The sequence below is a fragment of the Ruegeria sp. BH6 genome, assembly GCF_056538105.1.
On the sequence record NZ_JBQFSR010000003.1, the window covers coordinates 288,039 to 312,564 of the forward strand.

Annotated in this window: 28 protein-coding genes; 15 read left to right on the plus strand and 13 right to left on the minus strand. The window is 57.5% G+C overall.

Annotation, left to right across the window (positions count from 1 at the left end):
- The gene (locus tag ACR0B8_RS09500; RefSeq protein WP_170360052.1) at positions 1-765 is read left to right on the plus strand and encodes a sulfite exporter TauE/SafE family protein; all 765 of its coding nucleotides are present in this window, start codon (positions 1-3) and stop codon (positions 763-765) included.
- Here ACR0B8_RS09500 and ACR0B8_RS09505 read toward each other — a convergent pair.
- The 3 genes from ACR0B8_RS09505 to ACR0B8_RS09515 form a co-directional block, all read right to left on the minus strand.
- Positions 762-1,226: a hypothetical protein gene (locus ACR0B8_RS09505; RefSeq protein WP_217356018.1), complete on the minus strand. Its 465-nt coding sequence runs from the start codon at positions 1,224-1,226 to the stop codon at positions 762-764. The genes ACR0B8_RS09500 and ACR0B8_RS09505 overlap by 4 nt on opposite strands.
- A gap of 111 nt (positions 1,227-1,337) precedes the next feature.
- Complete coding sequence (locus ACR0B8_RS09510) at positions 1,338-1,628, minus strand: hypothetical protein (protein ID WP_170350384.1); 291 nt, start codon at positions 1,626-1,628, stop codon at positions 1,338-1,340.
- Positions 1,629-1,988: 360 nt separating this feature from the next.
- The gene (locus tag ACR0B8_RS09515; protein ID WP_170350385.1) at positions 1,989-3,587 is read right to left on the minus strand and encodes a phosphoenolpyruvate carboxykinase; all 1,599 of its coding nucleotides are present in this window, start codon (positions 3,585-3,587) and stop codon (positions 1,989-1,991) included.
- Positions 3,588-3,932: 345 nt separating this feature from the next.
- On the opposite strand from ACR0B8_RS09515, the gene ACR0B8_RS09520 reads away from it, so the two are divergent.
- From ACR0B8_RS09520 to ACR0B8_RS09550, 7 genes are read left to right on the plus strand one after another with little or no spacing between them, the layout of a single operon-like run.
- Positions 3,933-4,637 carry a response regulator transcription factor gene (locus ACR0B8_RS09520; protein WP_170350387.1) on the plus strand — a complete coding sequence of 235 codons (705 nt, stop codon included), beginning with the start codon at positions 3,933-3,935 and terminating at the stop codon, positions 4,635-4,637.
- Between the two features lie 32 nt (positions 4,638-4,669).
- Positions 4,670-6,388, plus strand: coding sequence for an ATP-binding protein (locus ACR0B8_RS09525; RefSeq protein ID WP_170550895.1), 1,719 nt, complete (start codon positions 4,670-4,672; stop codon positions 6,386-6,388).
- Positions 6,389-6,392: 4 nt separating this feature from the next.
- Complete coding sequence (locus ACR0B8_RS09530; protein ID WP_170360059.1) at positions 6,393-6,863, plus strand: HPr kinase/phosphorylase; 471 nt, start codon at positions 6,393-6,395, stop codon at positions 6,861-6,863.
- A complete protein-coding gene (gene rapZ / locus ACR0B8_RS09535; RefSeq protein ID WP_226688923.1) occupies positions 6,848-7,741 on the plus strand; it encodes an RNase adapter RapZ in 894 nt (297 codons plus the stop codon). The genes ACR0B8_RS09530 and rapZ overlap by 16 nt, the downstream gene beginning before the upstream one ends.
- Positions 7,738-8,145, plus strand: a complete 408-nt coding sequence (locus ACR0B8_RS09540; protein WP_170350392.1) for a PTS sugar transporter subunit IIA — start codon at positions 7,738-7,740, stop codon at positions 8,143-8,145. Before rapZ ends, ACR0B8_RS09540 begins: the two co-directional genes overlap by 4 nt.
- 2 nt (positions 8,146-8,147) lie before the next feature.
- A complete protein-coding gene (locus ACR0B8_RS09545; protein ID WP_170328297.1) occupies positions 8,148-8,417 on the plus strand; it encodes an HPr family phosphocarrier protein in 270 nt (89 codons plus the stop codon).
- Between the two features lie 39 nt (positions 8,418-8,456).
- Entirely contained in the window at positions 8,457-9,356 is a 900-nt protein-coding gene (locus ACR0B8_RS09550; protein ID WP_170350394.1) for a lysophospholipid acyltransferase family protein, read from the plus strand.
- Positions 9,357-9,413: 57 nt separating this feature from the next.
- Here ACR0B8_RS09550 and ACR0B8_RS09555 read toward each other — a convergent pair whose 3' ends face one another.
- Complete coding sequence (locus ACR0B8_RS09555) at positions 9,414-10,289, minus strand: 3-hydroxybutyryl-CoA dehydrogenase (RefSeq protein ID WP_170350396.1); 876 nt, start codon at positions 10,287-10,289, stop codon at positions 9,414-9,416.
- Positions 10,290-10,452: 163 nt separating this feature from the next.
- Between ACR0B8_RS09555 and ACR0B8_RS09560 the strand changes: the two genes are divergently transcribed.
- Positions 10,453-11,274, plus strand: a complete 822-nt coding sequence (locus ACR0B8_RS09560; RefSeq protein WP_226688924.1) for a DUF6473 family protein — start codon at positions 10,453-10,455, stop codon at positions 11,272-11,274.
- 60 nt (positions 11,275-11,334) lie between these two features.
- Here ACR0B8_RS09560 and ACR0B8_RS09565 read toward each other — a convergent pair whose 3' ends face one another.
- The 6 genes from ACR0B8_RS09565 to ACR0B8_RS09590 all read right to left on the minus strand — a co-directional run bounded on the left by ACR0B8_RS09565 (position 11,335) and on the right by ACR0B8_RS09590 (position 15,548).
- Positions 11,335-12,264, minus strand: coding sequence for an electron transfer flavoprotein subunit alpha/FixB family protein (locus ACR0B8_RS09565; protein WP_226688925.1), 930 nt, complete (start codon positions 12,262-12,264; stop codon positions 11,335-11,337).
- Positions 12,264-13,022, minus strand: coding sequence for an electron transfer flavoprotein subunit beta/FixA family protein (locus ACR0B8_RS09570; RefSeq protein ID WP_170350401.1), 759 nt, complete (start codon positions 13,020-13,022; stop codon positions 12,264-12,266). The genes ACR0B8_RS09565 and ACR0B8_RS09570 overlap by 1 nt, the downstream gene beginning before the upstream one ends.
- 163 nt (positions 13,023-13,185) lie before the next feature.
- The gene (locus tag ACR0B8_RS09575) at positions 13,186-13,758 is read right to left on the minus strand and encodes a cob(I)yrinic acid a,c-diamide adenosyltransferase (RefSeq protein WP_170360066.1); all 573 of its coding nucleotides are present in this window, start codon (positions 13,756-13,758) and stop codon (positions 13,186-13,188) included.
- On the minus strand, positions 13,759-13,962 hold the full coding sequence (locus ACR0B8_RS09580) for a twin transmembrane helix small protein (RefSeq protein WP_170411296.1): 204 nt from the start codon (positions 13,960-13,962) through the stop codon (positions 13,759-13,761).
- 80 nt (positions 13,963-14,042) lie between these two features.
- Positions 14,043-14,870, minus strand: coding sequence for an SDR family NAD(P)-dependent oxidoreductase (locus ACR0B8_RS09585; protein WP_170360068.1), 828 nt, complete (start codon positions 14,868-14,870; stop codon positions 14,043-14,045).
- 69 nt (positions 14,871-14,939) lie between these two features.
- Positions 14,940-15,548, minus strand: a complete 609-nt coding sequence (locus ACR0B8_RS09590) for an SH3 domain-containing protein (protein ID WP_226688926.1) — start codon at positions 15,546-15,548, stop codon at positions 14,940-14,942.
- Positions 15,549-15,751: 203 nt separating this feature from the next.
- On the opposite strand from ACR0B8_RS09590, the gene ACR0B8_RS09595 reads away from it, so the two are divergent.
- From ACR0B8_RS09595 to tuf, 3 genes are all read left to right on the plus strand, one after another.
- On the plus strand, positions 15,752-18,100 hold the full coding sequence (locus ACR0B8_RS09595; RefSeq protein ID WP_226688927.1) for a DNA topoisomerase IV subunit A: 2,349 nt from the start codon (positions 15,752-15,754) through the stop codon (positions 18,098-18,100).
- A gap of 98 nt (positions 18,101-18,198) precedes the next feature.
- Positions 18,199-18,792: a hypothetical protein gene (locus tag ACR0B8_RS09600; RefSeq protein WP_170360073.1), complete on the plus strand. Its 594-nt coding sequence runs from the start codon at positions 18,199-18,201 to the stop codon at positions 18,790-18,792.
- A gap of 113 nt (positions 18,793-18,905) precedes the next feature.
- Positions 18,906-20,081, plus strand: a complete 1,176-nt coding sequence (tuf, locus tag ACR0B8_RS09605) for an elongation factor Tu (protein WP_170415189.1) — start codon at positions 18,906-18,908, stop codon at positions 20,079-20,081.
- Between the two features lie 101 nt (positions 20,082-20,182).
- On the opposite strand, the gene ACR0B8_RS09610 is transcribed toward tuf, so the two are convergent.
- Positions 20,183-20,524, minus strand: a complete 342-nt coding sequence (locus tag ACR0B8_RS09610) for a RidA family protein (RefSeq protein ID WP_170553583.1) — start codon at positions 20,522-20,524, stop codon at positions 20,183-20,185.
- Between the two features lie 517 nt (positions 20,525-21,041).
- On the opposite strand from ACR0B8_RS09610, the gene ACR0B8_RS09615 reads away from it, so the two are divergent.
- Positions 21,042-21,707 carry a Crp/Fnr family transcriptional regulator gene (locus ACR0B8_RS09615; protein ID WP_170398989.1) on the plus strand — a complete coding sequence of 222 codons (666 nt, stop codon included), beginning with the start codon at positions 21,042-21,044 and terminating at the stop codon, positions 21,705-21,707.
- Here ACR0B8_RS09615 and rpe read toward each other — a convergent pair.
- The gene (gene rpe, locus ACR0B8_RS09620) at positions 21,704-22,390 is read right to left on the minus strand and encodes a ribulose-phosphate 3-epimerase (RefSeq protein WP_170398991.1); all 687 of its coding nucleotides are present in this window, start codon (positions 22,388-22,390) and stop codon (positions 21,704-21,706) included. The genes ACR0B8_RS09615 and rpe overlap by 4 nt on opposite strands.
- Positions 22,391-22,677: 287 nt before the next feature.
- Entirely contained in the window at positions 22,678-23,388 is a 711-nt protein-coding gene (gene phnF / locus ACR0B8_RS09625; RefSeq protein WP_170398995.1) for a phosphonate metabolism transcriptional regulator PhnF, read from the minus strand.
- A 103-nt stretch (positions 23,389-23,491) separates the two neighbouring features.
- Between phnF and phnG the strand changes: the two genes are divergently transcribed.
- Both phnG and phnH read left to right on the plus strand, forming a co-directional pair.
- Entirely contained in the window at positions 23,492-23,950 is a 459-nt protein-coding gene (phnG, locus tag ACR0B8_RS09630; RefSeq protein WP_170351820.1) for a phosphonate C-P lyase system protein PhnG, read from the plus strand.
- Entirely contained in the window at positions 23,950-24,525 is a 576-nt protein-coding gene (phnH, locus tag ACR0B8_RS09635; RefSeq protein WP_170362490.1) for a phosphonate C-P lyase system protein PhnH, read from the plus strand. The genes phnG and phnH overlap by 1 nt, the downstream gene beginning before the upstream one ends.
- The last annotated feature ends 1 nt before the right edge of the window (position 24,526 follow it).

Sequence of the window (24,526 nt, forward strand, 5' to 3'; positions counted from 1 at the left end):
ATGACATTGTTTTCCTTACTCAGTCCGTATGACTTGATGCTGGCCGCCGCCCTTGCTTTTGTTGCGGGGTGGGTTAAGGGCATGGTTGGATTTGCCATGCCGATGGTTCTGGTGTCGGGGCTGAGTATGTTCTTGCCGCCCGATCTGGCGATCGCCGGGTTGATCTTGCCAACGCTGGTAACCAACGTGTTTCAGGCCCTGCGCGAGGGGGTGCCCGCCGCCGTGTCCGCGATCAAGCAGTTCCGTACCTTCTTGATGGTAGGTTTTGTGTTCCTGCTGTTGGGGGCCCAAGTTGTCAGCGCCGTGCCCGCGTCCACGTTTCTGTTGATGATTGGCCTTCCGGTTACGGTTTTCGCGCTGTTTCAAGTGCTGGGAATGCAGTTGACCCTGAGCAAACCATCGGCACGTGTCGAGGTGGGCATAGGCGCGATTGCCGGGTTTATCGGAGGGATGTCCGGCATCTGGGGGCCGCCAACCGTCGCCTATCTGACTGCACTGAACACACCGAAGGCAGTGCAGATGCGCGTGCAAGGCGTGATATACGGACTGGGATCAGTGGCATTGTTGCTGGCGCATATAGCGTCGGGCATTTTGCGAGTCGAGACGGCACCGTTCTCGGTTGCTTTGGTCCTGCCGGCACTGTTTGGTATGTGGGCGGGCTTGCAGTTGCAATCACGAATCGATCAGGCGTTGTTTCGAAAAGTAACGTTGCTGGTTTTGCTGGTCGCAGGGGTGAATCTGCTTCGTCGTGCGCTAATCGGTTAGTGGCGCCTGTCCGCAAGCCGAAAGGCAAAATATAGCCCCAGCATCAGGAAAAACAGACCTGAGATATCACCGATCAGAAAGGCGACATATTCGACGCGCGCGCTGCCAAAAGCCAGATTGGTCAACCCCGAGACAAGGAAAGAGGTGACGATCCCAACCCCCATGACGCATGACCAGCAAGGTTTGCGATCAGCGTGGGGAAACAGATCCCAACCTGCCCACTTAAATAGATAGAACACCGCAGGAACGGTGGTGACGGCAATGAACATCGCCATCAGTCGGCTTGGCAGAAACACGTCGCTGCCGCCGAGAACGGCAAAAACCAGGAAAACGCCGGGCAACAAGGCGAATATCGCCCGCCATCCTAACAGCCACGCCGATAGAACCCGCACCCCGTGCGGAAGAAACAAAAGACTGGCCCGACTGGGGTATTCCGGAAAAAACACGTTCTGAAGCGGCATCAGGACCTCAAAAGTGAGGTACGATGCGACGACATAAGCCGATGAGGCAAAGAGCGTGTCAGTAGCCCACCTGCGCACGTTGATCAGCCACCTGTACGCAGGAAGAAGGCATTACTTGGGTGCATGAACGATATACCGGCCCCGGTTGGCGGTACCGCTTTGCGACAGATAGCCTTTCTGTACCAATGATTTCAGCGCACGAAAGAATGTCGGGCGCGAAACGCTTTGAACCAGCGTGTGTTCAATCAAACCGAATGTGCGCACTTCGTCGTCGGATTTGGACAGCTCTTCGGCGGCGTAATAAATGTCACGCTCAACCGGAGACAGCTGTTCCAGGCCCAGCGTCCGTTCCATGCTCTGCATCAGTTTACGCAGTTCGGTCAGTTTTGAGATTTCTGTCATATTCTACCTGTCGCTCTTCGTGTCGATGCCGCTGCTCGGCGGCAAAATGCGATATACCGATTTCTTAAACAATATCAGTAAGTCTCATATTGACACTCATCCCCTTTAGCTTACACTAGTCACGTTTTCAGGTTGCTCATCGTGCTGATGTGAGAGTTCGCCCGAGCCACCCAAAGGTCTTTTTACTTTCCGCCCGGTGCGTAAGCGCCGGGCTTATTCATTTCAATAGCGTCGAAATTACCTCAGGCAGGCATGCCGGGCAACGCATTTGTACGTGAAGTCTGCATTATGCAACTTTAGAGAGAGTATTTTCGCGATACCCTCAAAGGAAAAAGGGGGCGTCAGCGCCCCCTTGTCCAATTACCCGATTGCAACGGCTTTGATGTCGTCGTCGATGAACGGCAGGTACTGCTCAAAGTTCTCGGCGAACATCTTCACCAGTTTCTCGGCCTGTTTGTCGAATGCCGCCTGATCGTCCCAAGTGCGGCGCGGGTCCAGCAGAACCTCGGCTACGCCGGGTACGGTCACCGGCACGTCAAAGCCGAAATTTGCGTCCTTGCGGAATTCGGCATCACGCAGCGAACCGTCCAGTGCCGCAGTCAGCAGCGCACGGGTGGCTCTGATCGGCATCCGCGAGCCAACGCCGTAGGCACCGCCGGTCCAGCCGGTATTCACCAGCCAGCAGGTCGCGCCGTGCTGAGCGATTTTTTCACGCAGCAGGTTGCCGTAAACTTCCGGACGGCGCGGCATGAACGGCGCGCCGAAACAAGTCGAGAAGGTCGGCTGGGGTTCGGTGACGCCACGCTCGGTTCCGGCCACTTTAGATGTGAAGCCCGACAGGAAGTGGTACATCGCCTGTGCCGGGGTCAGTCGCGCGATCGGAGGCAGAACGCCGAACGCATCGCAGGTCAGCATGATGATGTTCTTAGGGTGACCACCCAGTGCGCTGCTGGACGCATTCGAGATATACTCGAGCGGATAAGCGCAGCGCATGTTTGCGGTCAGCGAGTCGTCGTCGAAATCCAGTTCCTTGGTTTCGGGGTCGAAAACCATGTTTTCGATGACCGTGCCGAATTTGCTGGTTGTCGCATAGATTTCCGGCTCGGCCTCGGCATTCAGATTGATGGTCTTGGCATAGCAGCCGCCTTCGAAGTTGAAGGTGCCGCGATCCGACCAGCCATGCTCGTCGTCACCGATCAACGTACGCGACGGGTCGGCCGACAGGGTAGTCTTACCCGTGCCGGACAGGCCAAAGAAAACAGCGGTGTCGACTGGATTACCAACCGCGTGGTTGGCCGAGCAATGCATCGGCATCACACCTTTTTCCGGCAGCATGTAGTTCAACAGGGTGAATACGGACTTTTTGTTTTCACCTGCGTATTCCGTGCCGCCGATCAGGATCAGCTTGCGATCGAAGTTCAGTGCAATCACAGTCTCAGACTGGCAGCCGTGCTTTTTCGGGTCGGCCTGGAAGCTGGGGCAGTTGATGATGGTGAAATCCGCGATGAATTCATCCAAATCCTCGCGATCCGGACGGCGCAACAGGTGGCGGATGAACAGGTTGTGCCAGGCCAGCTCGGTGACCATCCGAACGTTGATCGAATAGGCTGGGTCTGCTCCGCCAACGAGGTCCTGCACGAAATAATCCCGGCCCTTCATGTGAGCCAGCATATCATCATAAAGCGCGTCAAAGCCTTTTGGGCTCATCTCGGCGTTGTTTTCCCACCAGATAGAGTCAAGGACGCTTTCAGTTTTGACGACATGTTTGTCCTTGGGTGAGCGACCGGTAAACTTGCCGGTAGTGACCAGAAATGCCCCGCCGTTGCCAAGTGTACCCTCGCCACGCTTCAACGCCTCTTCAATCAGCGCCGGTTCCATGAAGTTGTAATAGACATTGCCCAATCCCTCGATGCCCTGATCTTCGAGGCGGAATTGCGGGTTAACCCGTCCAGATGTCATGTGTGTCTTCTCCTGTGGCGGCGCATTGGCGATTGGCCTGGATGCGCTCTTGGGGCATTTGCCGGAAAAACCCGGCGGTCAGGCGCCTCTTATCACGGTCGTTTAGGGCATGAACAGGACGGTTTGGCGCAGTTAGCGCCACCAAGCTCAAGTTTAGCGCCACCAAGAATTTCCTGATGGAAATCTGGGCAGTATTTTGCGGGCTGCAAGGCATTTTTGCCGCATAGCTGCCGCAAGAATGGCATGATTCGCAGTTACGGATTGATTCGGCGCGTCAAAACCGCCAACAATGACTTACAAAAAAGCGTATTATTGCGTAGGTGAGCAGGAATAGGGGTGAACCCGATGTCAAAGATTGCACTGGTGGACGACGACAGAAACATTCTGACGTCCGTGTCCATGACGCTCGAAGCTGAAGGATTCGAAGTCGAAACCTATAATGATGGGCAGGCGGCTCTGGATGCTTTCAACAAGAAACTGCCCGATATGGCCGTGCTGGATATAAAGATGCCGCGTATGGACGGTATGGATCTGTTGCAACGGCTGCGACAGAAAACCCAGATGCCGGTGATCTTTCTGACCTCGAAAGATGATGAGATCGATGAGGTTTTGGGCCTGCGCATGGGCGCGGACGACTATGTAAAAAAGCCCTTTTCCCAACGTTTGCTGGTCGAACGCATTCGCGCATTGCTGCGTCGGCAAGAGGCGACGGCGGGTGATGCGACCAACGCCAATACCGGCGAAACCAAGGTGATGGAACGTGGCGAACTGCGGATGGACCCGTTGCGCCATGCGGTCAGTTGGAAGGGTGCGGATGTCTCGTTGACGGTGACCGAGTTCTTGCTGCTTCAGGCGTTGGCGCAGCGACCGGGCTTTGTCAAAAGCCGTGATCAGCTGATGGATGTTGCATATGATGACCAAGTCTATGTCGACGACCGGACCATCGATAGCCACATCAAGCGCCTGCGCAAGAAAATGCGAACTGCAGACCCTGAGTTTTCGGCCATCGAAACGCTGTATGGTATCGGATACAGGTACAACGAAGAATAAGTGTGGCCACTGAGAAGGGGTAACCGGGTCTCGTGCGCGATACGGAACAAGCAAACGAGTTGCGCGACGGTGACGTCGTTCTGGGGGATGATTGGGTCATCCCACAAGACCCGGATTCGGCTGAACTCCGGGCCTCGCGCCGACGTCGCAACATGTTCTCGCTGCGCGGGTCGCCCCTTGCGCGTCGGATTATTACCTTCAATCTGATTGCCCTTGTGATCCTGGTCACCGGGTTGCTGTATCTCGACGATTCTCGCGAAGAGCAGGTCCAGCAGACTGCGCGCAACCTGATCGGGGACGCGCAGCTAGTCAGCAATGTGTTCGAAGCCCAGCTGCGTCAAAACCAATCCGGAACCGCACAGGATGCGGCGGCGTTGGACGTTAAGGATACGCTGGCCGGGCTTAGCCTGCCTGACGGCGGCGAGGTCTTTGTCTATGACATGGATGGAACGCTGATCGGCTGGACGCGCGGGGTTTCGACCTCAACGCAGACCTATGCATTGCTGAAAACCGAAGCCGAAGTGCAGACCGGAAGTACTCTGATCAGTGACGCACTGAACGCTGTGTGGACCGGGCTGTCCAGGGTGTTCACCCGTTCCGACCCCGACGAAGCACCAACGCTGGCGCAGCGCGTGCAGGAAATCATTCCATTGTCGATTCAGGGGCAGAAGCAGATTGAGGCGGTAAAGGATGACGCTGGTCAGACGGTCATCGTTGCCGCGGCTCCGATCCTGCAAAGCGGCGAGCCGGTTGGCGCCGTCGCAATGGCTGGTCCTGCTGGACAGATTGACGCGCTGGCCCGGCGCGCGCAGGAACGCATTTTGCAGATGTTTGTTGTGGCATTGCTGGTGTCCATCGGTCTCAGCCTTGTTTTGGCCTCGACCATCGCCAACCCGTTGGCCGATCTGGCCGCTGCGGCCGAGATGGGCAAAGATCGCGGTGCCGGGGTAAATCCCGGCCGTATCCGCATCCCGGACCTCAGTGCGCGGCCGGATGAAATCGGACGCCTCAGCCGCGCCCTGCGCGGGATGGTAACAGCGCTGTATAATCGTATCGATGCGAACGAACAGTTTGCCGCCGATGTGGCGCATGAGATCAAGAACCCGTTGGCCAGCCTGCAATCCGCGGTGGGAACCCTGCGCGTGGTCAAACGCGACGACCAACGCGACAAGTTGTTGGGCGTGATCGAACATGATGTGCGGCGGCTGGATCGTCTGGTCAGCGATATTTCGAACGCATCGCGTCTGGATGCCGAACTGGTCAAAGAAGAGGAACAACCCTTTGATCTGCTGAAATTGCTGGACAATATCGGTCAATATCTGGGCGAAGAGGCCCGTACCAAAGGCATCGACTATATCACTGATCTGCCGTCTCAGCCGATTATCGTGAACGGGCTCGAAGCGCGGCTGGCGCAGGTATTCGTCAACCTGATCACCAATGCGATTTCTTTCTGCGAAGACAGCGATGCCATTCGCGTCTGGGTGCGGCGTCGCGAAAACCGGGTATTGATCGTGGTCGAGGATACCGGCCCGGGCATCCCGGAACAGGCGCTGACCAAAATCTTCAAACGGTTCTATTCACAGCGTCCCGACGAGCATTTCGGCAATAACTCGGGCCTTGGACTGGCGATCTCGAAACAGATTGTCGAGGCCCATGGCGGCGTGATTTGGGCCGAGAACATCCGCCCAACCGAGGCAGATATTACATCAGACCCACAAGGCGCGCGCTTTGTCGTGGGGCTGCCTGTATAAGCGCATGAGCGGCAAGACCCTCTTGGACATCCAACATCAAGACAAGGCCATCCTCCATGCGACATGTGTCGCCGTCGACGGGCAAGGCGCATTGATTCTGGGACAGTCGGGTTCGGGCAAATCGGCGCTGGCCTTGCAGATGATGGCGCATGGCGCAACTTTGGTGGCTGACGACCGAGTTGCCCTGTCGATGGTGGGCGATACGGCTATGGCTGATACTGCTCCAAACCTACGTGGATTGATTGAGGCACGGGGCATTGGTTTGCTTCGGGCGCACACGGCGGGGACAACGCCGATCCGCTATGTGGTGGATCTTGATCAAAACGAACCCGCCCGCTTGCCCGATCCCGATAAGACCCTAGTTCTAAAGCAATCCGTTCCCTTGCTACGGGCGGCAGGCGTCCCCAATTTGGCGGCAGCACTCATGCAACTTTTGAAAATGGGACGCGTGGATCCGGAATGGCCCAGCACATGACCTCGCAACGGCGCATCGTTCTGGTAACCGGCCCCTCGGGCGCCGGGCGCTCGACGGCGATTCGCGTTCTTGAAGATCTGGGTTTTGAAGCCATTGATAACCTGCCGATGGGTCTTTTGATGCGCCTGCTGGACGGTCCGCAAAGCGATCGTCCTATGGCGCTGGGCATCGACGCACGCAACCGCGATTTCTCGACCATCGGGTTTATTGAGCTGGCGGTCCGGCTTCGGCGGATGGAGCAGGTGGACTTGACTACCCTCTATCTGGATTGCAGCGACGAGGTTTTGCTGCGGCGTTTCTCGGAAACCCGGCGTAGGCACCCTGTGGCCACAGATGCCAGCCCGGAAACCGGTGTGCGGCAGGAAAAGGAACTGTTGGCTCCGATCCGCGAGATCGCCGACACATTGATCGACTCCAGCCCCCTGAACGTCCACCAATTACGCGAAGAGGTCGAACGCTGGTTCGCTCCCAAAGGCGGACGGCATCTGGCTGTTTCGATTGAATCTTTCTCGTACAAGCGCGGTTTGCCGCGCGGGTTGGATATGGTGTTTGACTGTCGGTTTCTGGACAATCCGTACTGGCGTCCTGACTTGCGGGCGAAAGATGGTCGAAACCCCGATGTCGCGCACTATGTTCAGTCGGACACAAACTATGTACCTTTTTTCGACCGGGTGGTGGATCTGCTAAAACTCTTGTTGCCGACCTTCCGTGCCGAAGGCAAAGCACACCTGTCCGTGGCCTTTGGGTGTACCGGAGGGCAACACAGATCGGTGGCCATGGCCGAAGCGGTTGCAAAGGCCCTTGCAGAGGAGGGGCAGCAAGTGGCAATTAGGCACCGCGAAATGGAACGTCGATCGTTGAATGTGAGGCCGGATTGATCGGGATCGTACTCGTAGCACATGGTGGGTTGGCCAAAGAGTATCTGGCCGCCATGCAACATGTGGTCGGAAAGCAGCCCGGCCTAGTCGCGATTTCGATCGAGGCTGACCATGACCGTGCCGCAAAACAGGCTGAAATCTGTGCGGCTGCTGACAGCGTCGATGTCGGGGATGGGGTTGTTGTTGTAACTGATCTGTTCGGGGGCAGCCCGTCGAACCTGAGCTTGCGGGCCTGCGCGCCACAGGATCGCCGTATCCTTTACGGTGCAAATCTGCCTATGTTGATCAAACTGGCCAAAACCCGCCACCTGCCCATAGCAGATTCAGTACGGCAGGCGATGGAGGCTGGACGCAAATATATCAATGCGCAAAACATTACATTAGAAGAAGACCGGACAGATTAAGAATGACCAATCGAAGCCTGAAAATCATTAATGAAAAAGGCTTGCATGCCCGCGCCTCGGCCAAGTTGGTTGAGGTGGTCGAGGGCTTTGACGCACAGGCCGAAGTATCCAAAGACGGATTTTCTGCATCCGGCGATAGTATAATGGGCCTTTTGATGTTGGCAGCCTCGCGCGGAACGACTATTGACGTCGAGACGTCCGGACCGGATGCTGAGGCGTTGGCTGATGCCTTGGAAACCCTGGTGAACGACAAGTTCGGGGAAGGTTTCTGATTTCATCCGCCGCGCAACGAAGAACGGGAAGACCTGGAATTGGCGGAAACAACGCACGAGACGAAGACCGGCCCAGTGGTGGATGGGACCACAGATCAGGGTGAGATCTACGATCGTAGAACCCTGACCTATGCGAATTCGTTCGATGATGTCTGGACGTCGACGGCCATTCGCGCCATCGAATGGTGTACTGGCAAGCTGACCATTCTGCGTATGGTCAACAAGTTCGAAAAGAAGAACGAATATTATCGCGGCCAACGGTTCTGGGGTGGTGCGCTCAAGACGATGGGCATCGACCTGACCACCCCTCAGGAACAAATCGCCCGTATACCTAAAGAAGGTCCCGTTGTTGTGGTGGCGAACCACCCCCACGGTATGGTTGACGGGATGATCTTGGCTGAACTCATTGGCCAGGTGCGCAGCGATTACCGCATCCTGACCCGTTCTGTTCTGACGGGGCTGGACGAAGCCGCGACATCTTTCATGATCCCAGTGCCATTTCCCCATGACCCCGAGGCGCAAACCAAGATGCTGGAAATGCGCAGCAAGTCGATGGACCACCTGAAAGAAGGTGGTGTCGTTGCCTTGTTCCCGTCAGGCGTGGTGATGTCCTCGGACGACTGGTTCGGCCCGGCGCAAGAGCGGGAGTGGAACGTGTTCACTGCCAAGATGATCCGCCGGTCCGGTGCCAAAGTGGTTCCGATCTTCTTTCCGGGCAGAAACTCTCGCGCCTATCAGATTGCCAACAAGCTGTCCCCGATCCTGCGACAAGGCCTTCTGCTGCATGAGATCGTGCGGTCGTGCAACAAACCGCAATCACCGGTTATCGGCGATCCGATCTCGGACGAGGACATGCAATTGCTGGAACGCGACCCGCGTGGCTTCATGGCTTGGCTCAGAAAACGCACAATGTCGCTGGCCGAAACGCAAAAAAACTGATCCGTTTCATAATCTGGCCAAAATACCTCGGGGGTGAGGGGGCTGACCCCCTCTACCTTAGCGGGTCGGAATCGGAACCTCGCCCCGATAGTCATAAAACCCACGTTCGGTTTTGCGGCCCAGCCATCCGGCTTCGACATATTTGGTCAGCAACGGGCAGGGGCGGTATTTTGTGTCGGCTAATCCTTCGTGCAGCACATTCATGATAGCCAAACAGGTGTCCAAGCCAATGAAATCGGCCAATTCCAACGGCCCCATCGGGTGATTGGCGCCCAATTTCATGGATTGGTCGATGGATTGCACATTGCCCACGCCTTCGTACAAGGTATAGACCGCCTCGTTGATCATCGGCATCAGAATGCGGTTCACGATGAAGGCGGGGAAATCCTCGGCGCTGGCGGCGGTTTTACCCAGACGATCCACCACGGATTTGCAAGTGTTGAAGGTTTCTTCGTCCGTGGCGATCCCGCGGATCAATTCGACCAGCTGCATCACTGGCACCGGGTTCATAAAGTGAAACCCCATAAACCGTTCAGGCCGGTCCGTACGACTGGCCAGGCGGGTGATTGAAATTGACGACGTGTTCGACGTCAGAATCGTGTGCGGTTGCAGGTGCGGCTGCAAATCCTCGAAGATCGCCTGCTTGATTGATTCTCGCTCGGTGGCGGCCTCGATCACCAGGTCCGTTTGCCCCAGTTCCGGCAATGCCAGTGTCGTCTTTACGCGTTTAAGGGCGGCTTGCATCGCCTCATCGGTAATTTTCCCGCGCGAGGCCTGACGCGCCATGTTGCCTTCGATTGCGGCGACGGCAGCTTCCAGTGCATCCTGGTTCACGTCATTCAGCAGAACGTCATATTCCGCAAGGGCCAGGACGTGGGCGATACCATTGCCCATCTGGCCTGCGCCAATCACTCCGACTGATTTTACGTCCATGTTCTGATGCCTCTGTGTCTCGGGATTGAAGGGACAGTACCGGCAGATCGGTAGGGGCGGCAAGGGGATCGGACCCATCGAATTTGTCTAAATTGCGCGCATTAGGAATTTCTCAAGACATGCGGCTGCAAGATGGCAACCGGGTGAAAAATGGGTGAGTGTTATGAGCTATTATCAAACAGGCTCGGCAGGTGCCGGGCATGCCGTATGCCAATACGGTCAATCACGTCTTTGGTTTCGGGGACCAGAGAGGTCTTTGGACACGGCCTATATGGCCTGTGTCGGCGGGGAAGAGACCTATGGTCGATTTGTTGACCGTCCTTATGCAGCGATTCTAGAGGACAGGCTGGACCGGCGCTGCCTGAATTTAGGCAGCCTGTATTGCGGGGTCGAGGCGCTGTGCGGCGATGCAGGCCTGTTCACGCTGTTGAATGGGGCCGAACTGTGTGTGTTACAGGCGCCCGGGGTTCTGAGCCAGTCAAACCACTTTTACCGTGTCCATCCCCGGCGCAACGACCGGGTTTTGGCACCAACTCAGGATCTGATCGACCTCTACCCCGAGGTTGACTTTACCGATGTCCATTTTGTGGGTCACTTGATGCGGCGTTTGCAAGACTGTCAGGATGCCCGCTTTGAGGTTGTGGCAGAAGAGCTGCGTCGTAACTGGGTTCGGCAAATCAGCGATCTGCTGCAAAGGTTGAAGGTACCGGTCCTGCTGCTGGCGCTGAAGGTGCTGCCGCAAAAAAATGATGAACGTCAGGAAGAGAGGGCACCAATCACAGTCACTCTTGAAATGCTAAAGGCCGTGCGCCCTTTCTGCGCCGATTGTGTCGAAGGCACGGCTTATGTGTCCGGGCAATCTGATGAGCTTGAGGATATGTTGTTCGGTACATTACAACAGCCGATGGCCGAGCACATGATTGGCCCGGCGGCACATCGGTCAATCGCGGAGGCATTGGTCGGACCCATTCGGAACCTGCAATGAAAAAGGCCCGCCACGTGGCGGGCCTTGCTAGATTTTTCGGCAAAAAATCTTTTCCTGCTATCAGCCAAGCTTTTCGGTCAGTTCTGGCACGGCCTGGAACAGGTCGGCAACCAGTCCGAAGTCTGCGACCTGGAAGATCGGTGCTTCTTCGTCCTTGTTGATCGCGACGATGACCTTGCTGTCCTTCATACCGGCCAAGTGCTGGATCGCACCCGAGATACCGACGGCGACATACAGGTCCGGGGCAACAACCTTACCGGTCTGCCCAATCTGCCAGTCGTTCGGCGCATAGCCCGAATCGACCGCCGCGCGCGAGGCACCAACCGCCGCGCCCAGCTTGTCGGCCAGACCTTCGATCAGTTTGAAATCGTCTTCCGAGCCGACACCACGTCCGCCCGAGACAACGACCCCAGCCGAAGTCAGTTCCGGCCGGTCGCTTTCGGCGACCTTGTCCTCGACCCAGGACGACAGGCCTTCGGAGCCTGGAACCGAAACGGTCTCGACCGCGGCCGATCCGCCTTCGCCCGCCGCGTCAAAGCTGGCGGTCCGCAAGGTGACGACCTTTTTGGCGTCGTTCGATTTCACGGTCTGGATGGCGTTGCCCGCATAGATCGGGCGCTCGAAGGTCGAGCCGTCGACCACGCCCGACGCGTCCGAGATCACCATCACGTCCAGCAGCGCGGCAACGCGCGGCATCACGTTCTTGGCGTCGGTGGTGGCAGGGGCAACGATATGTTCATAGTCGCCTGCCAGGCTGACGATCAGCGCAGCGGTCGATTCCGCCAGGCGATGACCCAGCGAGTCGTCTTCGGCAACCAGAACCTTGGACACACCGTCGATCTTGGCAGCGGCTTCTCCAGCAGCAGCAGCGGAACCGCCAGCGGCCAGAACGGTAATGTCGCCCAGAGCCTTGGCGGCATTGACGGCCTTGGCGGTGGCGTCCAGCGCCAGCTCGCCATTGTTAACCTCGGCAAGAAGAAGAACAGCCATTACACAGCCCCCGCATCTTTGAGTTTCGTAACCAGCTCATCAACCGAGCCGACAATGATGCCCGCAGCACGCGCCGGCGGCTCTTCGGTCTTGACGATCTCAAGGCGCGGGGAAACGTCTACGCCGTAATCGGCGGCGGTCTTCTCCTCCAGCGGCTTTTTCTTCGCCTTCATGATGTTGGGCAGCGACGCATAGCGCGGCTCGTTCAGGCGCAGATCAACGGTCACGATGGTCGGCATCTTGACGCTGATGGTCTGCAGGCCGCCGTCCACCTCGCGGGTGATCTTGGCGGCGTCGCCTTCGATGTCCAGCTCGGACGCGAAGGTGCCTTGCGACCAACCCAGCAGGGCCGACAGCATCTGGCCGGTGGCGTTCATGTCATTGTCGATCGCCTGCTTGCCGCACAGTACGATGCCCGGCTGCTCTTCTTCGACCACCTTGGCCAGGATCTTGGCCACGGCCAGCGGCTCGATGTCTTGATGCACGTCATCGGCGGCCACAACCAGAATGGCGCGGTCGGCGCCCATGGCCAACGCAGTGCGCAGCGTCTCTTGCGCCTGTTTCACACCGATCGAAACGGCCACAACCTCTTCCGCCTTACCGGCTTCTTTCAGACGGATTGCCTCTTCCACCGCAATCTCGTCGAACGGGTTCATCGACATTTTGACATTGGCGAGATCGACACCGCTACCGTCCGCTTTCACGCGAACCTTCACATTGTAGTCAATCACGCGTTTGACAGGCACGAGTACCTTCATTTTAGCGCTTGCTCCTCACAAAAAACGGTAAGCCGCGTTGCGACTCCACCAATGCTCTCGGACGACTGAATAACGTCTGAATTCGCCCTGCAACAGAGCAAAATCGTCACGTCATGGGTTTGGGACGTCGCGTTTCGTGTTTTTTGACGTTAAGGTCCGCGACTTAGCGGTTCGCTCCCGGAACCCAAAGCACATCCTGCGTGCCGTTTTCATTGGCGCAACGTGCGGCGACGAAGAACCAGTCGCTGAGACGGTTGAGGTATTTCACCGCAACCGTGTTCACCGGTTCCATATTGGTCAGCTCTACCGCCAGCCGTTCGGCCCGGCGTGAAACAGTGCGGCACACGTGAAGATGTGCCGCCAGACGCGAACCACCCGGCAGAATGAAGCTGCGCAGCGGCTCCAATGCTTCGTTCATGGCGTCGATTTCCGCTTCCAACCGGTCGATCTGGGCTGGCACGACGCGCAGCGGGGGATAGTCGGCCTCGGCATCCTTTTCCATGTCGGGACGGCAGAAATCAGCGCCCAAATCGAACAAATCGTTCTGGATACGGGACAGGGCGGCTTCGACATCGCCCTCGGCTTCGGTGCGGGCCACGCCAACAAATGCGTTCAACTCGTCAACAGTGCCATAGGCAGCAACACGGCCGGAATACTTTGCAACGCGCTCACCATTGCCCAGAGCGGTTTTGCCGTCATCGCCAGTGCGCGTGTAAATCTTGTTGAGAACGACCATCTATTGGGCTCCTTGTCCACGCAACCAGACGTAAAGCACGATCAGCAATACGGCAATGAACTGAAACAGGATACGCAGGCGCATCATCTTGTTGCTTTTCATCGCTGCCTCTTTACCGCTTTTGCCAAAGTTTGAGATGCCAATCGCCAGCACGACGACAACAGCCGCCATGGCCAACAGCAAAACGACCATCATTAGGTCCATGGGTACACCGTCCGCGTTTTTTGTTTCCTTGGGCTATCATCTAGCCCCGTAGGTGTGAAAAGCGAACGGGTAATATTGCCTCAGACGTCCGACAGAATGCGATCAATCGTGCGGGTCGGCAGAACGCGGCGCAGGTATCCGGCGATATAAGTCGGCGTCGTCACATAGTATCGCGCGCGTGGCCGTTTTGATTCGACCGCATGGGCCAGCTTGTCGGTTACTGCCGACGCGGGTAGTTCGAACCGATCCGGCCCCGAGGATTCGTATAGTCTTTTCAACAACGAAGATTCGTACCGCTCTCGCAGGGGCGAGTTCTGCCAGTTGATGAATTTTTCAAAGAAGGGGATCGAGTTTTCGCGGATTTTCGAGGTGATCGGGCCGGGCTCGATCAGGATAACCTTGATGTCGGTATCTGCCAGTTCCAGGCGCAGCGTGTCCGTCAGACCTTCGACCGCGTACTTCGTGGCCACATAGGCGCCGCGCCAGGGATAGGCCACCAGGCCCAGCACGGACGAGTTCTGAACGATTCGCCCATGTCCTTGCGCCCGCATGGCTGGAATCACCTGCCGGGTCAGCTCGTGCCAGCCAAAAAAATTGGCCTCGAAAATTGCGCGCAAGCCATCCGTCGGCAAATCCTCGACCGCACCGGGCAGGCCATGCGCGCCATTGTTAAACAACGCATCCAGCGTGCCACCCGTCGCCTCAAACACCGAAGCCAGCCCCGCGGTGATGCTGTCGGCGTCGGTGTAATCAATATGCGGGCTTTCAAACCCTTGAGCCCGCAGCCGGTCGCAATCTCGCTGCTGACGGCAGGAGGCAAACACCCGCCAACCTCGGGCGCGCATGCCGTGCGCCGCATCTAGTCCAATGCCCGAGGAGCAGCCGGTGATAAGAATGGTCTTTTGCATGGTCTTCCTGAATCTGAACCTGATCTATAGCTATGGCGAGGTTCAGGTCAGGACAATGACACGGCTGCGTCAGTTCGCGATTTTTCGCACCAGCGAGGCCGAAATCCATCCGACCTGTTGCTGAGGCAACACGCGCAGGCGCAGCCAGCCGGTTCCGGATTCGCTTAGTACTTCGACCTTCTGACCGATGGTGGCCTTGCCGACAATCGGATAGATCGTACCCGGCCCGTCGCGCATGTTCACGCGGGTTCCCGAAATCTCGCGAATGTCTTTTTCGGGCTCGGGGATGGCGGGTGTTTCGGTCACATCTTCCTGCACGTCATCCGTGATCTGGCGCAGCCCGGCCACACCGTCCTCAAGCGAAGCAAGCGTGATGTTGGCGTCTTGGTCCGCGAAAACCGTAATGGTTGAGAAAGACCCCAGCGTGGCATCATCGGCCACAAATTCGACCACCTCTTCCACGGCGGGCTTGGGTTGCACACGTGCAGTTGGCGCACGAACTGCGACGTTGGTCACAAGCTCTTCGGCCTGGGCAGGAGCAATGGTTTGCGCCGGGGCGGTTGCAATGCGAGCGGGTTGCTCGGCACGCAGGCCACGCGGTTCGAAATCCGGCCCGCCGCTCATTACGTAAAAGCACCAACCAAGTGCAGCGAAGGTAAAAACAACAAGGCGCGTCATGGCGCATCCCCCAGGGTCAATCGTAAGATACAAGAAATAGGCAGCAGTCTAATCTAGTCAGCGTACCATATTTCAGGGTCCAAGTCGAAAGACGGGGGAAATCGGGGGGTTGCCTCCCCCTGTTGCAAAAAGCGCCACTTGTCCCCAGTAAAATGCGTGCTGCTCGCTTTACCAGCGCGCGGTTGCGGCGTATCACATCATGTATGACCGATACGATCGACGACCCCAACATGGAGGCCCCCGACAACGGGGGCGAGATAGCCGAACCGCTACGCCGCGCGATTGGCGAACGCTATCTGACCTATGCTTTGTCCACCATCATGCACCGGGCGCTGCCTGATGCGCGCGACGGGCTGAAGCCGGTTCACCGGCGAATCCTGTATGCGATGCGCGAGTTGCGACTCAGTGCGACGGGTGGTTTCCGGAAGTCTGCGAAGATTTCCGGCGACGTGATGGGCAACTATCACCCGCACGGCGACGCCGCGATTTACGATGCGATGGCGCGTCTGGCGCAGGACTTCAACGTCCGTTACCCGCTGGTCGACGGGCAGGGGAACTTCGGCAATATCGATGGTGATAATCCGGCGGCCTCGCGATACACCGAGGCACGGATGACCATCGTCGCCGAGGCGCTGCTTGAGGGTCTGAACGAGGACGCCGTCGATTTCCGCGATAACTATGACGGCACGCTGACCGAACCGGTCGTGCTGCCCGCGCAGTTTCCGAACCTGCTGGCCAATGGCTCCAGCGGCATCGCGGTCGGTATGGCGACAAACATTCCGCCGCATAACATTGCCGAGCTGTGTGACGCCTGCCTGCATTTGATCAAAACACCAGACGCGCGTGACGACACCCTGCTGAACTATGTGCCCGGCCCCGATTTCCCGACCGGTGGCGTCATTGTCGAGCCGCCCGAGAATATCGCGCAGGCCTATCGCACCGGGCGCGGGTCCTTCCGTCTGCGCTGTAAGTTCGAAGTTGAGGATCTGGGCCGTGGCCAGTGGCAAATCGTGGTCACCGAGATTCCCTATCAGGTTCAGAAATCCAAGCTAATCGAAAAGATCGCCGAGCTGATCCAAACTAAGAAAATCCCGATCTTGGCCGATGTGCGCGACGAATCCGCCGACGACATCCGCCTGATCCTTGAACCACGTTCCAAGAACGTGGACCCCGAGGTGTTGATGGGAATGCTGTATCGCAACTCGGATCTTGAGGTGCGTTTCAGCCTGAACATGAACGTGCTGATCGACGGCGTGACGCCCAAGGTCTGTTCGATGAAGGAAGTGCTACGCGCGTTCCTGGATCACCGGCAAGAGGTGTTGCTGCGTCGCTCGCGTCACCGGATGGCGAAGATCGACCATCGGTTGGAAGTGCTGGAAGGCTTTATCGTTGCCTTCCTGAACCTCGACCGTGTGATCGACATTATCCGCTACGACGATGACCCCAAAGCCGCGCTGATGCGCGAGGACTGGGGGATCGATCATGTTCGCGCCACTAGCGAGGCCGACTATGTCTCACCCAAACCGGGTGAGGGCGAGCTGTCCGAGGTTCAGGTCGACGCGATCCTCAACATGCGTCTGCGCAGCTTGCGCCGTCTGGAAGAGATGGAACTGGTGCGCGAGCGCGACGCGTTGATGATGGAGCGCGCCAATCTTGAGGACTTGCTGGCCGATCCGGCCTTGCAATGGGCCAAGATCGCCGAGCAGTTGAGAGAGACCAGAAAGACCTTTGGCAAAGACTACGAAGGCGGTGCGCGCCGTACCCAGTTTGCCGAAGCCGGACAGGTTGAAGAGGTTCCCCTTGAGGCGATGATCGATAAGGAACCGATCACGGTCGTCTGCTCTCAGATGGGCTGGATTCGCACCATGACCGGGCATATCGACCTGAAGCGCGAGTTGAAATTCAAGGATGGCGACGGCCCGCGTTTCATCTTCCACGCGGAAACGACGGACCGGCTGCTGGTGTTTGCCTCGAATGGGCGATTTTACACGGTCAGCGCCGCCAACCTGCCCGGCGGGCGGGGCATGGGCGAGCCGCTGCGTCTGATGGTCGATCTACCGAACGAGGCGCAGATCATCGACATCCTGATCCATAAACCCGGGCGCAAGCTGCTTGTGGCCTCGGATGCGGGTAACGGGTTCATGGTGCCCGAGGATGAGGTGCTGGCCCAGACCCGCAACGGTAAACAGGTGCTGAACGTCAAAGGCGAAGAAACCGCAATGATCTGTAAGCCCATCGATGGCGATCACGTGGCGGTGGTGTCTCAGAACGGTAAGTTCCTGGTCTTCCCAACCGAAGAATTGCCCGAGATGACCCGCGGCAAAGGCGTGCGTCTGCAGAAATACAACATGGCGCGTGGACGGCAGGGCACACTTGAGCTGGATGGCGGCTTGTCCGACCTGACCACCTTCAACTGGGAAGAGGGTCTCAAGTGGTCGATGGGTGGGGATAAAACCCGGCACGAGGCGGATATGTCCCAATGGCTCGCCAAGCGCGCCAGTGTTGGGAAAAAGCCACCCTATGGTTTCCCGCGTGACTATAAATTCTCGTGATTATGCGCTGGACGCAGGTAGAATTTCGCTGATACGGCTTGGCACAGGCCGTATCGGTGCGCTAGACCAAAGAAAAACAGGCCTATCGAGATGAACCTATGCTGCGCATTCTGACTTTGATCACCGGATTGGCCCTTATGGGCGCCTGCACGCAAACGCAGCTTTATGAAGAGCCGGAATCGCTGGGCGAATTCAAGTTGCGGGTCAATTATGCCTTTGCTGACAAGGCGGTGCAGGGGCCGGTCAGCCGCGATGCCACACCGGATGAATGGACCGCTGCTATTCAGAACGCTGTTGATATCCGGCTGGGTCGCTATGAAGGCGTGCAGGAATACGACATCGGTATCAGCCTCGAAGGCTATATGCTTGCGCCTCCGGGTATCCCGGTCATCTATAATCCGAAAAGCACGGCCATTGTCTTGGTCAACGTCTATGACGTGAACAAAAAAGAGTTCCTTGCCAAGGGCAAGCAGTTCCAGGTTCTCGAGGACACGACCGGCGGCAGTGCTTTGAAGGGCTCTGGCCACGAACGGACCAAAGAAGAGCAAATGAGCGGGCTTGCACTGAAGGTCGCGGACCGTGTCGAGGAATGGTTGGCCGAGGAACATAAAGACAATGGCTGGTTTGATCGTCGTCCAGACCTGATCCAACCGCTCGAATCCGGTGTTGTTACGCAAAATCCGGCATCTTAAGTTGCTTTTCACGCAGGATGTGCTTGATTTTCCCCTTTGAACCAAATATCTCGCGCGCGCAGATGTAACCACGGGACCAAGGGTCCCCCAAATCGCAAAAGGGCGCCTGAGGAATGGCAAAGGAAAAGTTTGAGCGTACAAAACCGCACGTTAACATCGGCACGATTGGGCACGTTGACCACGGTAAAACCACGCTGACCGCAGCAATCACCAAGTATTTCGGTGACTTCAAAGCGTATGACCAAATCGACGGCGCGCCTGAAGAGAAGGCTCGTGGCATCACCATCTCGACCGCCCACGTGGAATACGAGACCGACAACCGCCACTATGCACACGTCGACTGCCCCGGCCACGCCGACTACGTCAAGAACATGATCACCGGTGCCGCTCAGATGGACGGCGCGATCCTGGTTGTGAACGCTGCTGACGGCCCGATGCCGCAGACCCGCGAGCACATCCTGCTGGGCCGCCAGGTTGGCATCCCGAAGATGGTCGTGTTCATGAACAAAGTTGACCAGGTTGACGACGAAGAGCTGCTGGAACTGGTTGAGATGGAAGTTCGCGAACTGCTGTCCAGCTACGAATACCCTGGCGACGATATTCCGATCATCGCAGGTTCGGCTCTGGCCGCGATGGAAGGCAACAACCCGGAAATCGGCGAAGAGAAAATCAAGGAACTGATGGCGGCTGTTGACGACTATATCGACACCCCTGAGCGTGAAGTTGACAAGCCGTTCCTGATGCCGGTCGAAGACGTGTTCTCGATCTCGGGCCGCGGTACCGTTGTGACCGGTCGTGTTGAGCGTGGCGTGATCAATGTTGGCGACGAGATCGAAATCGTCGGCATCCGCGACACTCAGAAAACCACCTGCACCGGCGTTGAAATGTTCCGCAAGCTGCTGGACCGCGGCGAAGCAGGCGACAACATCGGCGCCCTGCTGCGCGGTATCGACCGTGACGGCGTTGAGCGTGGTCAGGTTCTGTGTAAGCCGGGTTCGGTTACACCGCACACCAAGTTCGAAGCCGAAGCCTACATCCTGACCAAGGAAGAAGGCGGTCGTCACACTCCGTTCTTCGCGAACTACCGTCCGCAGTTCTACTTCCGTACAACGGACGTGACCGGCACCGTGACCCTGGCCGAAGGCACCGAGATGGTCATGCCCGGCGACAACGTCGGCTTCACCGTCGAGCTGATCGCCCCGATCGCGATGGAAGACGGCCTGCGTTTCGCCATCCGCGAAGGCGGCCGCACCGTCGGCGCCGGCGTTGTGTCGAAAATCATCGAGTAAGGCGCTTAAGCCAATACTCAAAGAAAGGGCGTCCCTTGGGGCGCCCTTTTTTTGTTTGGATTTATCAGTTCCTAGGCGCGCAAACTGCCTTTGCCGAAGGCTTAATCGTAAGCAGCATCCACGATAAATTCCACTTTCAGTTCGGGGCGTGCCAGCTTGGCTTCCCCGCAGGCGCGGGCCGGTGCGTGACCTTTGGGAACCCAGGCATTCCAGACCTCGTTCAATCCGGCAAAATCTTTCATATCGGCCAGCCAGATCGTAACACGCAACATATTTTCACGTGATGACCCGGCTTGTACGAGCAGGGAATCGATTTTTTCGAGGCAAATTCGGACTTGTTCCTGAATAGTGTCACCCTCGGCGACTTGTCCGGTCAGGTAGGCCACGCCGTTGTGTTTTACGATTTTCGAGGACCGTTCGCCGGTGTCGATGCGTTCAATCATGGGGCATTCTCATTTAGATGTTTGATGCGGCTGTTCATGGTCACAAGATGACCTGCTTGGCAATTGCTATTTTCGTGGCAAGATCTGCGGTCGTTTTGGCGGTTTAATTTTACCTCCACTTCAACGCAAAGAAGTGACCCCATGTTTGCACTCGAAGCAAACGGCGCGAGACCCGCAGGGGTTGGTGTCAGAAAATCAGAGTTTGGGGTAAATCATGTTTGGACTTCCATTCGTACACTACAGCACGCGTATCCTGCACAGCACCGATCTGGGCGACATGCAAGCCGCAATCCTAAGCGCCGATGATCCTGAGACGGGCACCAGATCGCACTTGCTACATCCGCAGCAGAAAGTAAGCCACATAACCTGTCTTTCAGAGAAACCGGAAAGATTCCGGGTGAAAAAGTAATAGGCCGGAGTCAACGCTCTAGCCCACCTAACAGCGACTGCTAAACTCAACATGCACCTGTAAAGCGCGCCTGGCCCCGGTCAGCGCGCAAAACTGATGAGGTAGGGCATGGTGGGTTTGGACCTTTTGGTAAATGCGGCGAATGTCTTTTACCTGATATCTTATTCGGTCAGGGATATTTTCTGGCTGCGTGTTCTGTCGGTGATTGGCGCGATGATCCTGCTGCCCTATTACTATCTGCAACCCGCGCCGCTGTGGGCCCCGATCGGGTGGAACCTGTTTTTCACCGGTATCAACATCTTTTGGATTGTGCGTTTGTTGCTGGAACGACGCCCGGTGCCATTTACCGATATGCAAAGACACCTCTATGAAATCGCTTTGCGCAATTTCTCGGAGCGGGACGCATATGACCTGCTGAGAATGGGAGTTGCAAAAACAGTTCCGGTTGGAACCAATCTGTTAACGCAAGGTAGCCCGGTACACAGCCTATCGCTTATCGTGGATGGGGAAATCGGTGTTGAGTTGAGCGGAGATCGCGTAGACACGCTGGGCGAAGGCCGGTTCCTTGGCGGGACGGCCTTTCTGGCCAAAGATCAGGGCTTTACCGCGCCGGTGACCGTGACAGCCCTTAAACCGTCACGGGTGATCGAATGGAACATGTCCGATCTGACTGCGGAACTGCAAAAACAGCCAGATCTGGCAATTTCAATCGAAGCCAGCCTTGGGCTCGAGATTTCGCGGTTTCTGCAAACCGCCAGATTGCAGATGGCCTAAACCGCAGATTCTGCGGCAGCCCGTACGGCGCGAATATTGTCGCCATAGACACCGGGGCTTTCAACTGATCCACCCTTGAAGACGGCTGATCCTGCTACCAGCACGTCAGCACCTGCGGCCGCAACCAACGGGGCTGTTTTCGGGTCAACACCGCCGTCGATCTCGATATGCACGGGGCGGTCACCGATCATCTGACGCAGTTTGCGGACCTTGCTGGTCATGTCGATGAACTTCTGACCACCGAATCCGGGGTTCACGGTCATGACGCAGACCAAATCGGTCAGGTCCAGAAGATGCTCGACGGCTTCGGCCGGCGTGCCGGGATTCAGCGCAACCCCTGCCTTCATCCCGGCTGCACGAATGGCTTGCATCGTACGGTGGGTGTGCGGACCGGCCTCGATATGCGCTGTAAGGATATCGGCACCTGCATCGGCATAAGCTTGAATATAAGGATCAACCGGCGCGATCATCAGGTGGACATCCATCACCGTTTTAACGTGCGGGCGGAATGCTTTGACGGCGGGTGGGCCAAAGGTCAGGTTCGGGACGAAATGGCCATCCATAACATCGACATGGACCCAATCCGCGCCCTGGGCCTCGATCGCCTGAATCTCTTGCCCGAAATTGGCGAAATCGGCGGATAGGATCGACGGGGCGATCTTGATGGTGCGGTCAAAGCTCATGGTGGCCTCGTATCAGCTAAAGAGTCGCGGTCGCGTATACCTGCGCTGCATTGCAAAGGGTAGCCCCCGCGGTTTGCCCAACGTTACAAAACTTTCACCGCGTTGCAGGAGTGCTTGAGCATTATAGGAGCAGTCATGTCTAAGGGCGGAACCACTCCCGCACTCGCAGCCGCATCGGCTGTGCCGATACCCCTTGGCGGCTTTGGGCCCGGCGCCACGCGCAGCGCTACGCCCAACGGGATGAGGCCTCCGCAAGGAGGTCGAAGACGGGCGAGAGCCTCCGGTGCTCAATCATTATTCAGGGTCAGGGTAACCCGCTCTCCTGCAAAAACCGTGCGCCCGTATTCGACCGGCACGCCGTTTAGATCGGCATTGATCCCCGTCGAAAACAGCACCGGAGCGCCTTGCGACAGTTGCAGATGCAAACCCTGTGTCGCCGTGGCAGCCCGCGCGGTCAGGCGGGTAGACACACGGGTGTAGTCTGCGACGCCACAGCATTGCAGTGCCTTGGTCACGGATCGCGTGTCTTGCAGTGCAGTCAGGATGTCGGGCAGACGATCAGCCGGAAAGACGCTCTGAAATAGGCCGATGGGCTGGCCATCGGCCAGAGACAGGCCGTCATACACGTGAACCGTGTCTCCGGGGGTAAGCTGCAGAGCTTCGGCTTCGGTTTCATCTGCCGCGCGGGTGGTCAACGACAGGATCGTCTTGCCCGGCATCTTACCGCTGGCCGATATGCTTTTGTGGTATCTCACCCGTTTGCCAATTGGATAATCGGTCGGGCGCGAGGCCACAAAAACGCCTGACCCGCGCCGTGGGCGGACCAGACCTTGTTCGGCCATGTCCGACAGCGCGCGCCGTACCGTATGCCGATTGACACCATGTTGCGCCGCCAATTGCGCCTCGGTCGGCAACCGGTCACCGGTATTGTATCGCCCCTCGGCTATGTCCGAGGTCAGGCTGAGCGCAATGCTTTTCCAGACAGGCGTTTTATTCATGTCACCAAACTTTCACGGGTGCGCGGATTGCGGGTTCTCCGCGAGGGGTGTAATATTTGTCTAGTTGTATAGTTCATGTAGACAACCTGGCCAAGGGGGGTTGATGACCGATAAAACAAAAACCGCGAATGCTGCGCGTCAGGAATGGATGGGTTTGCTGGCCTGCGCTCCAGAAGAAGAACTGATTGCGTTGTTGGATGAAATCGGCGCGCCTCCGAGCTTTCAATGGCTCCGTCACCCCGAAGTAGGAGGTGTGATGGTGCGCGGACGGACCGGCGGCACAGGCGCGCCATTTAATCTGGGTGAAATGACGATCACGCGCTGTTCGCTCGCGTTGCAGGACGGAACAATTGGTCATGGCTATGTGCAGGGACGTTCCAAGCGAAAAGCGGAAATAGCGGCGCTGGTTGATGCGTTGATGCAAACCGACGCTGCCGGAGACGTTCGTGCGCGGGTGATCGCTCCGCTTGGTCAACAGATGCAGACAGCCAAAACAACCCGCGCCGCCAAGGCCGCGGCCACCAAGGTCGAGTTTTTTACGATGGTGCGAGGTGAAGACTGATGACCGTGCAAAACCAATTTTCAGGCGGGTTCCAGAACGCACCAATTGAAGCGGCCTATGCTTTTCGTGCCGCGATGACGGTCATGGCGCGCCCGGGTGAGATCCGCCGGATGATCGGCACTCACCCACCCGCGCCCTTGTCCGTGGTGGCGGGGACGTTGCTGCTGACGCTTTGCGACCCAGACACCAGTGTGTTTTTGGCGGGTGAGGTTGATACGGATGTGGTGCGGCAATGGTTGACCTTTCACACCGGCGCGCCGCTTGTGGCAGCGGACCAGGCTGACTTCGCAATCGGAACGTGGCAAGCGCTGATGCCCTTGGGGCAGTTCCGCATTGGAACGCCTGAGTATCCTGACCGTTCAGCGACGCTGATCGTGGAATGTGACGACCTAAATCAAGCGGGGGCAATGCTGACGGGGCCGGGGATCAAGGGCGTCGCCCGTCTGTCACTACCGGATATTCCGACGCTTCGGGCCAATGCGGCGCTGTATCCATTGGGATGCGATTTCTTCTTCACCTGCGGTGACAAAGTCGCGGCCTTGCCGCGGAGCACGCAGATCAAGGCAGAGGGTTAGT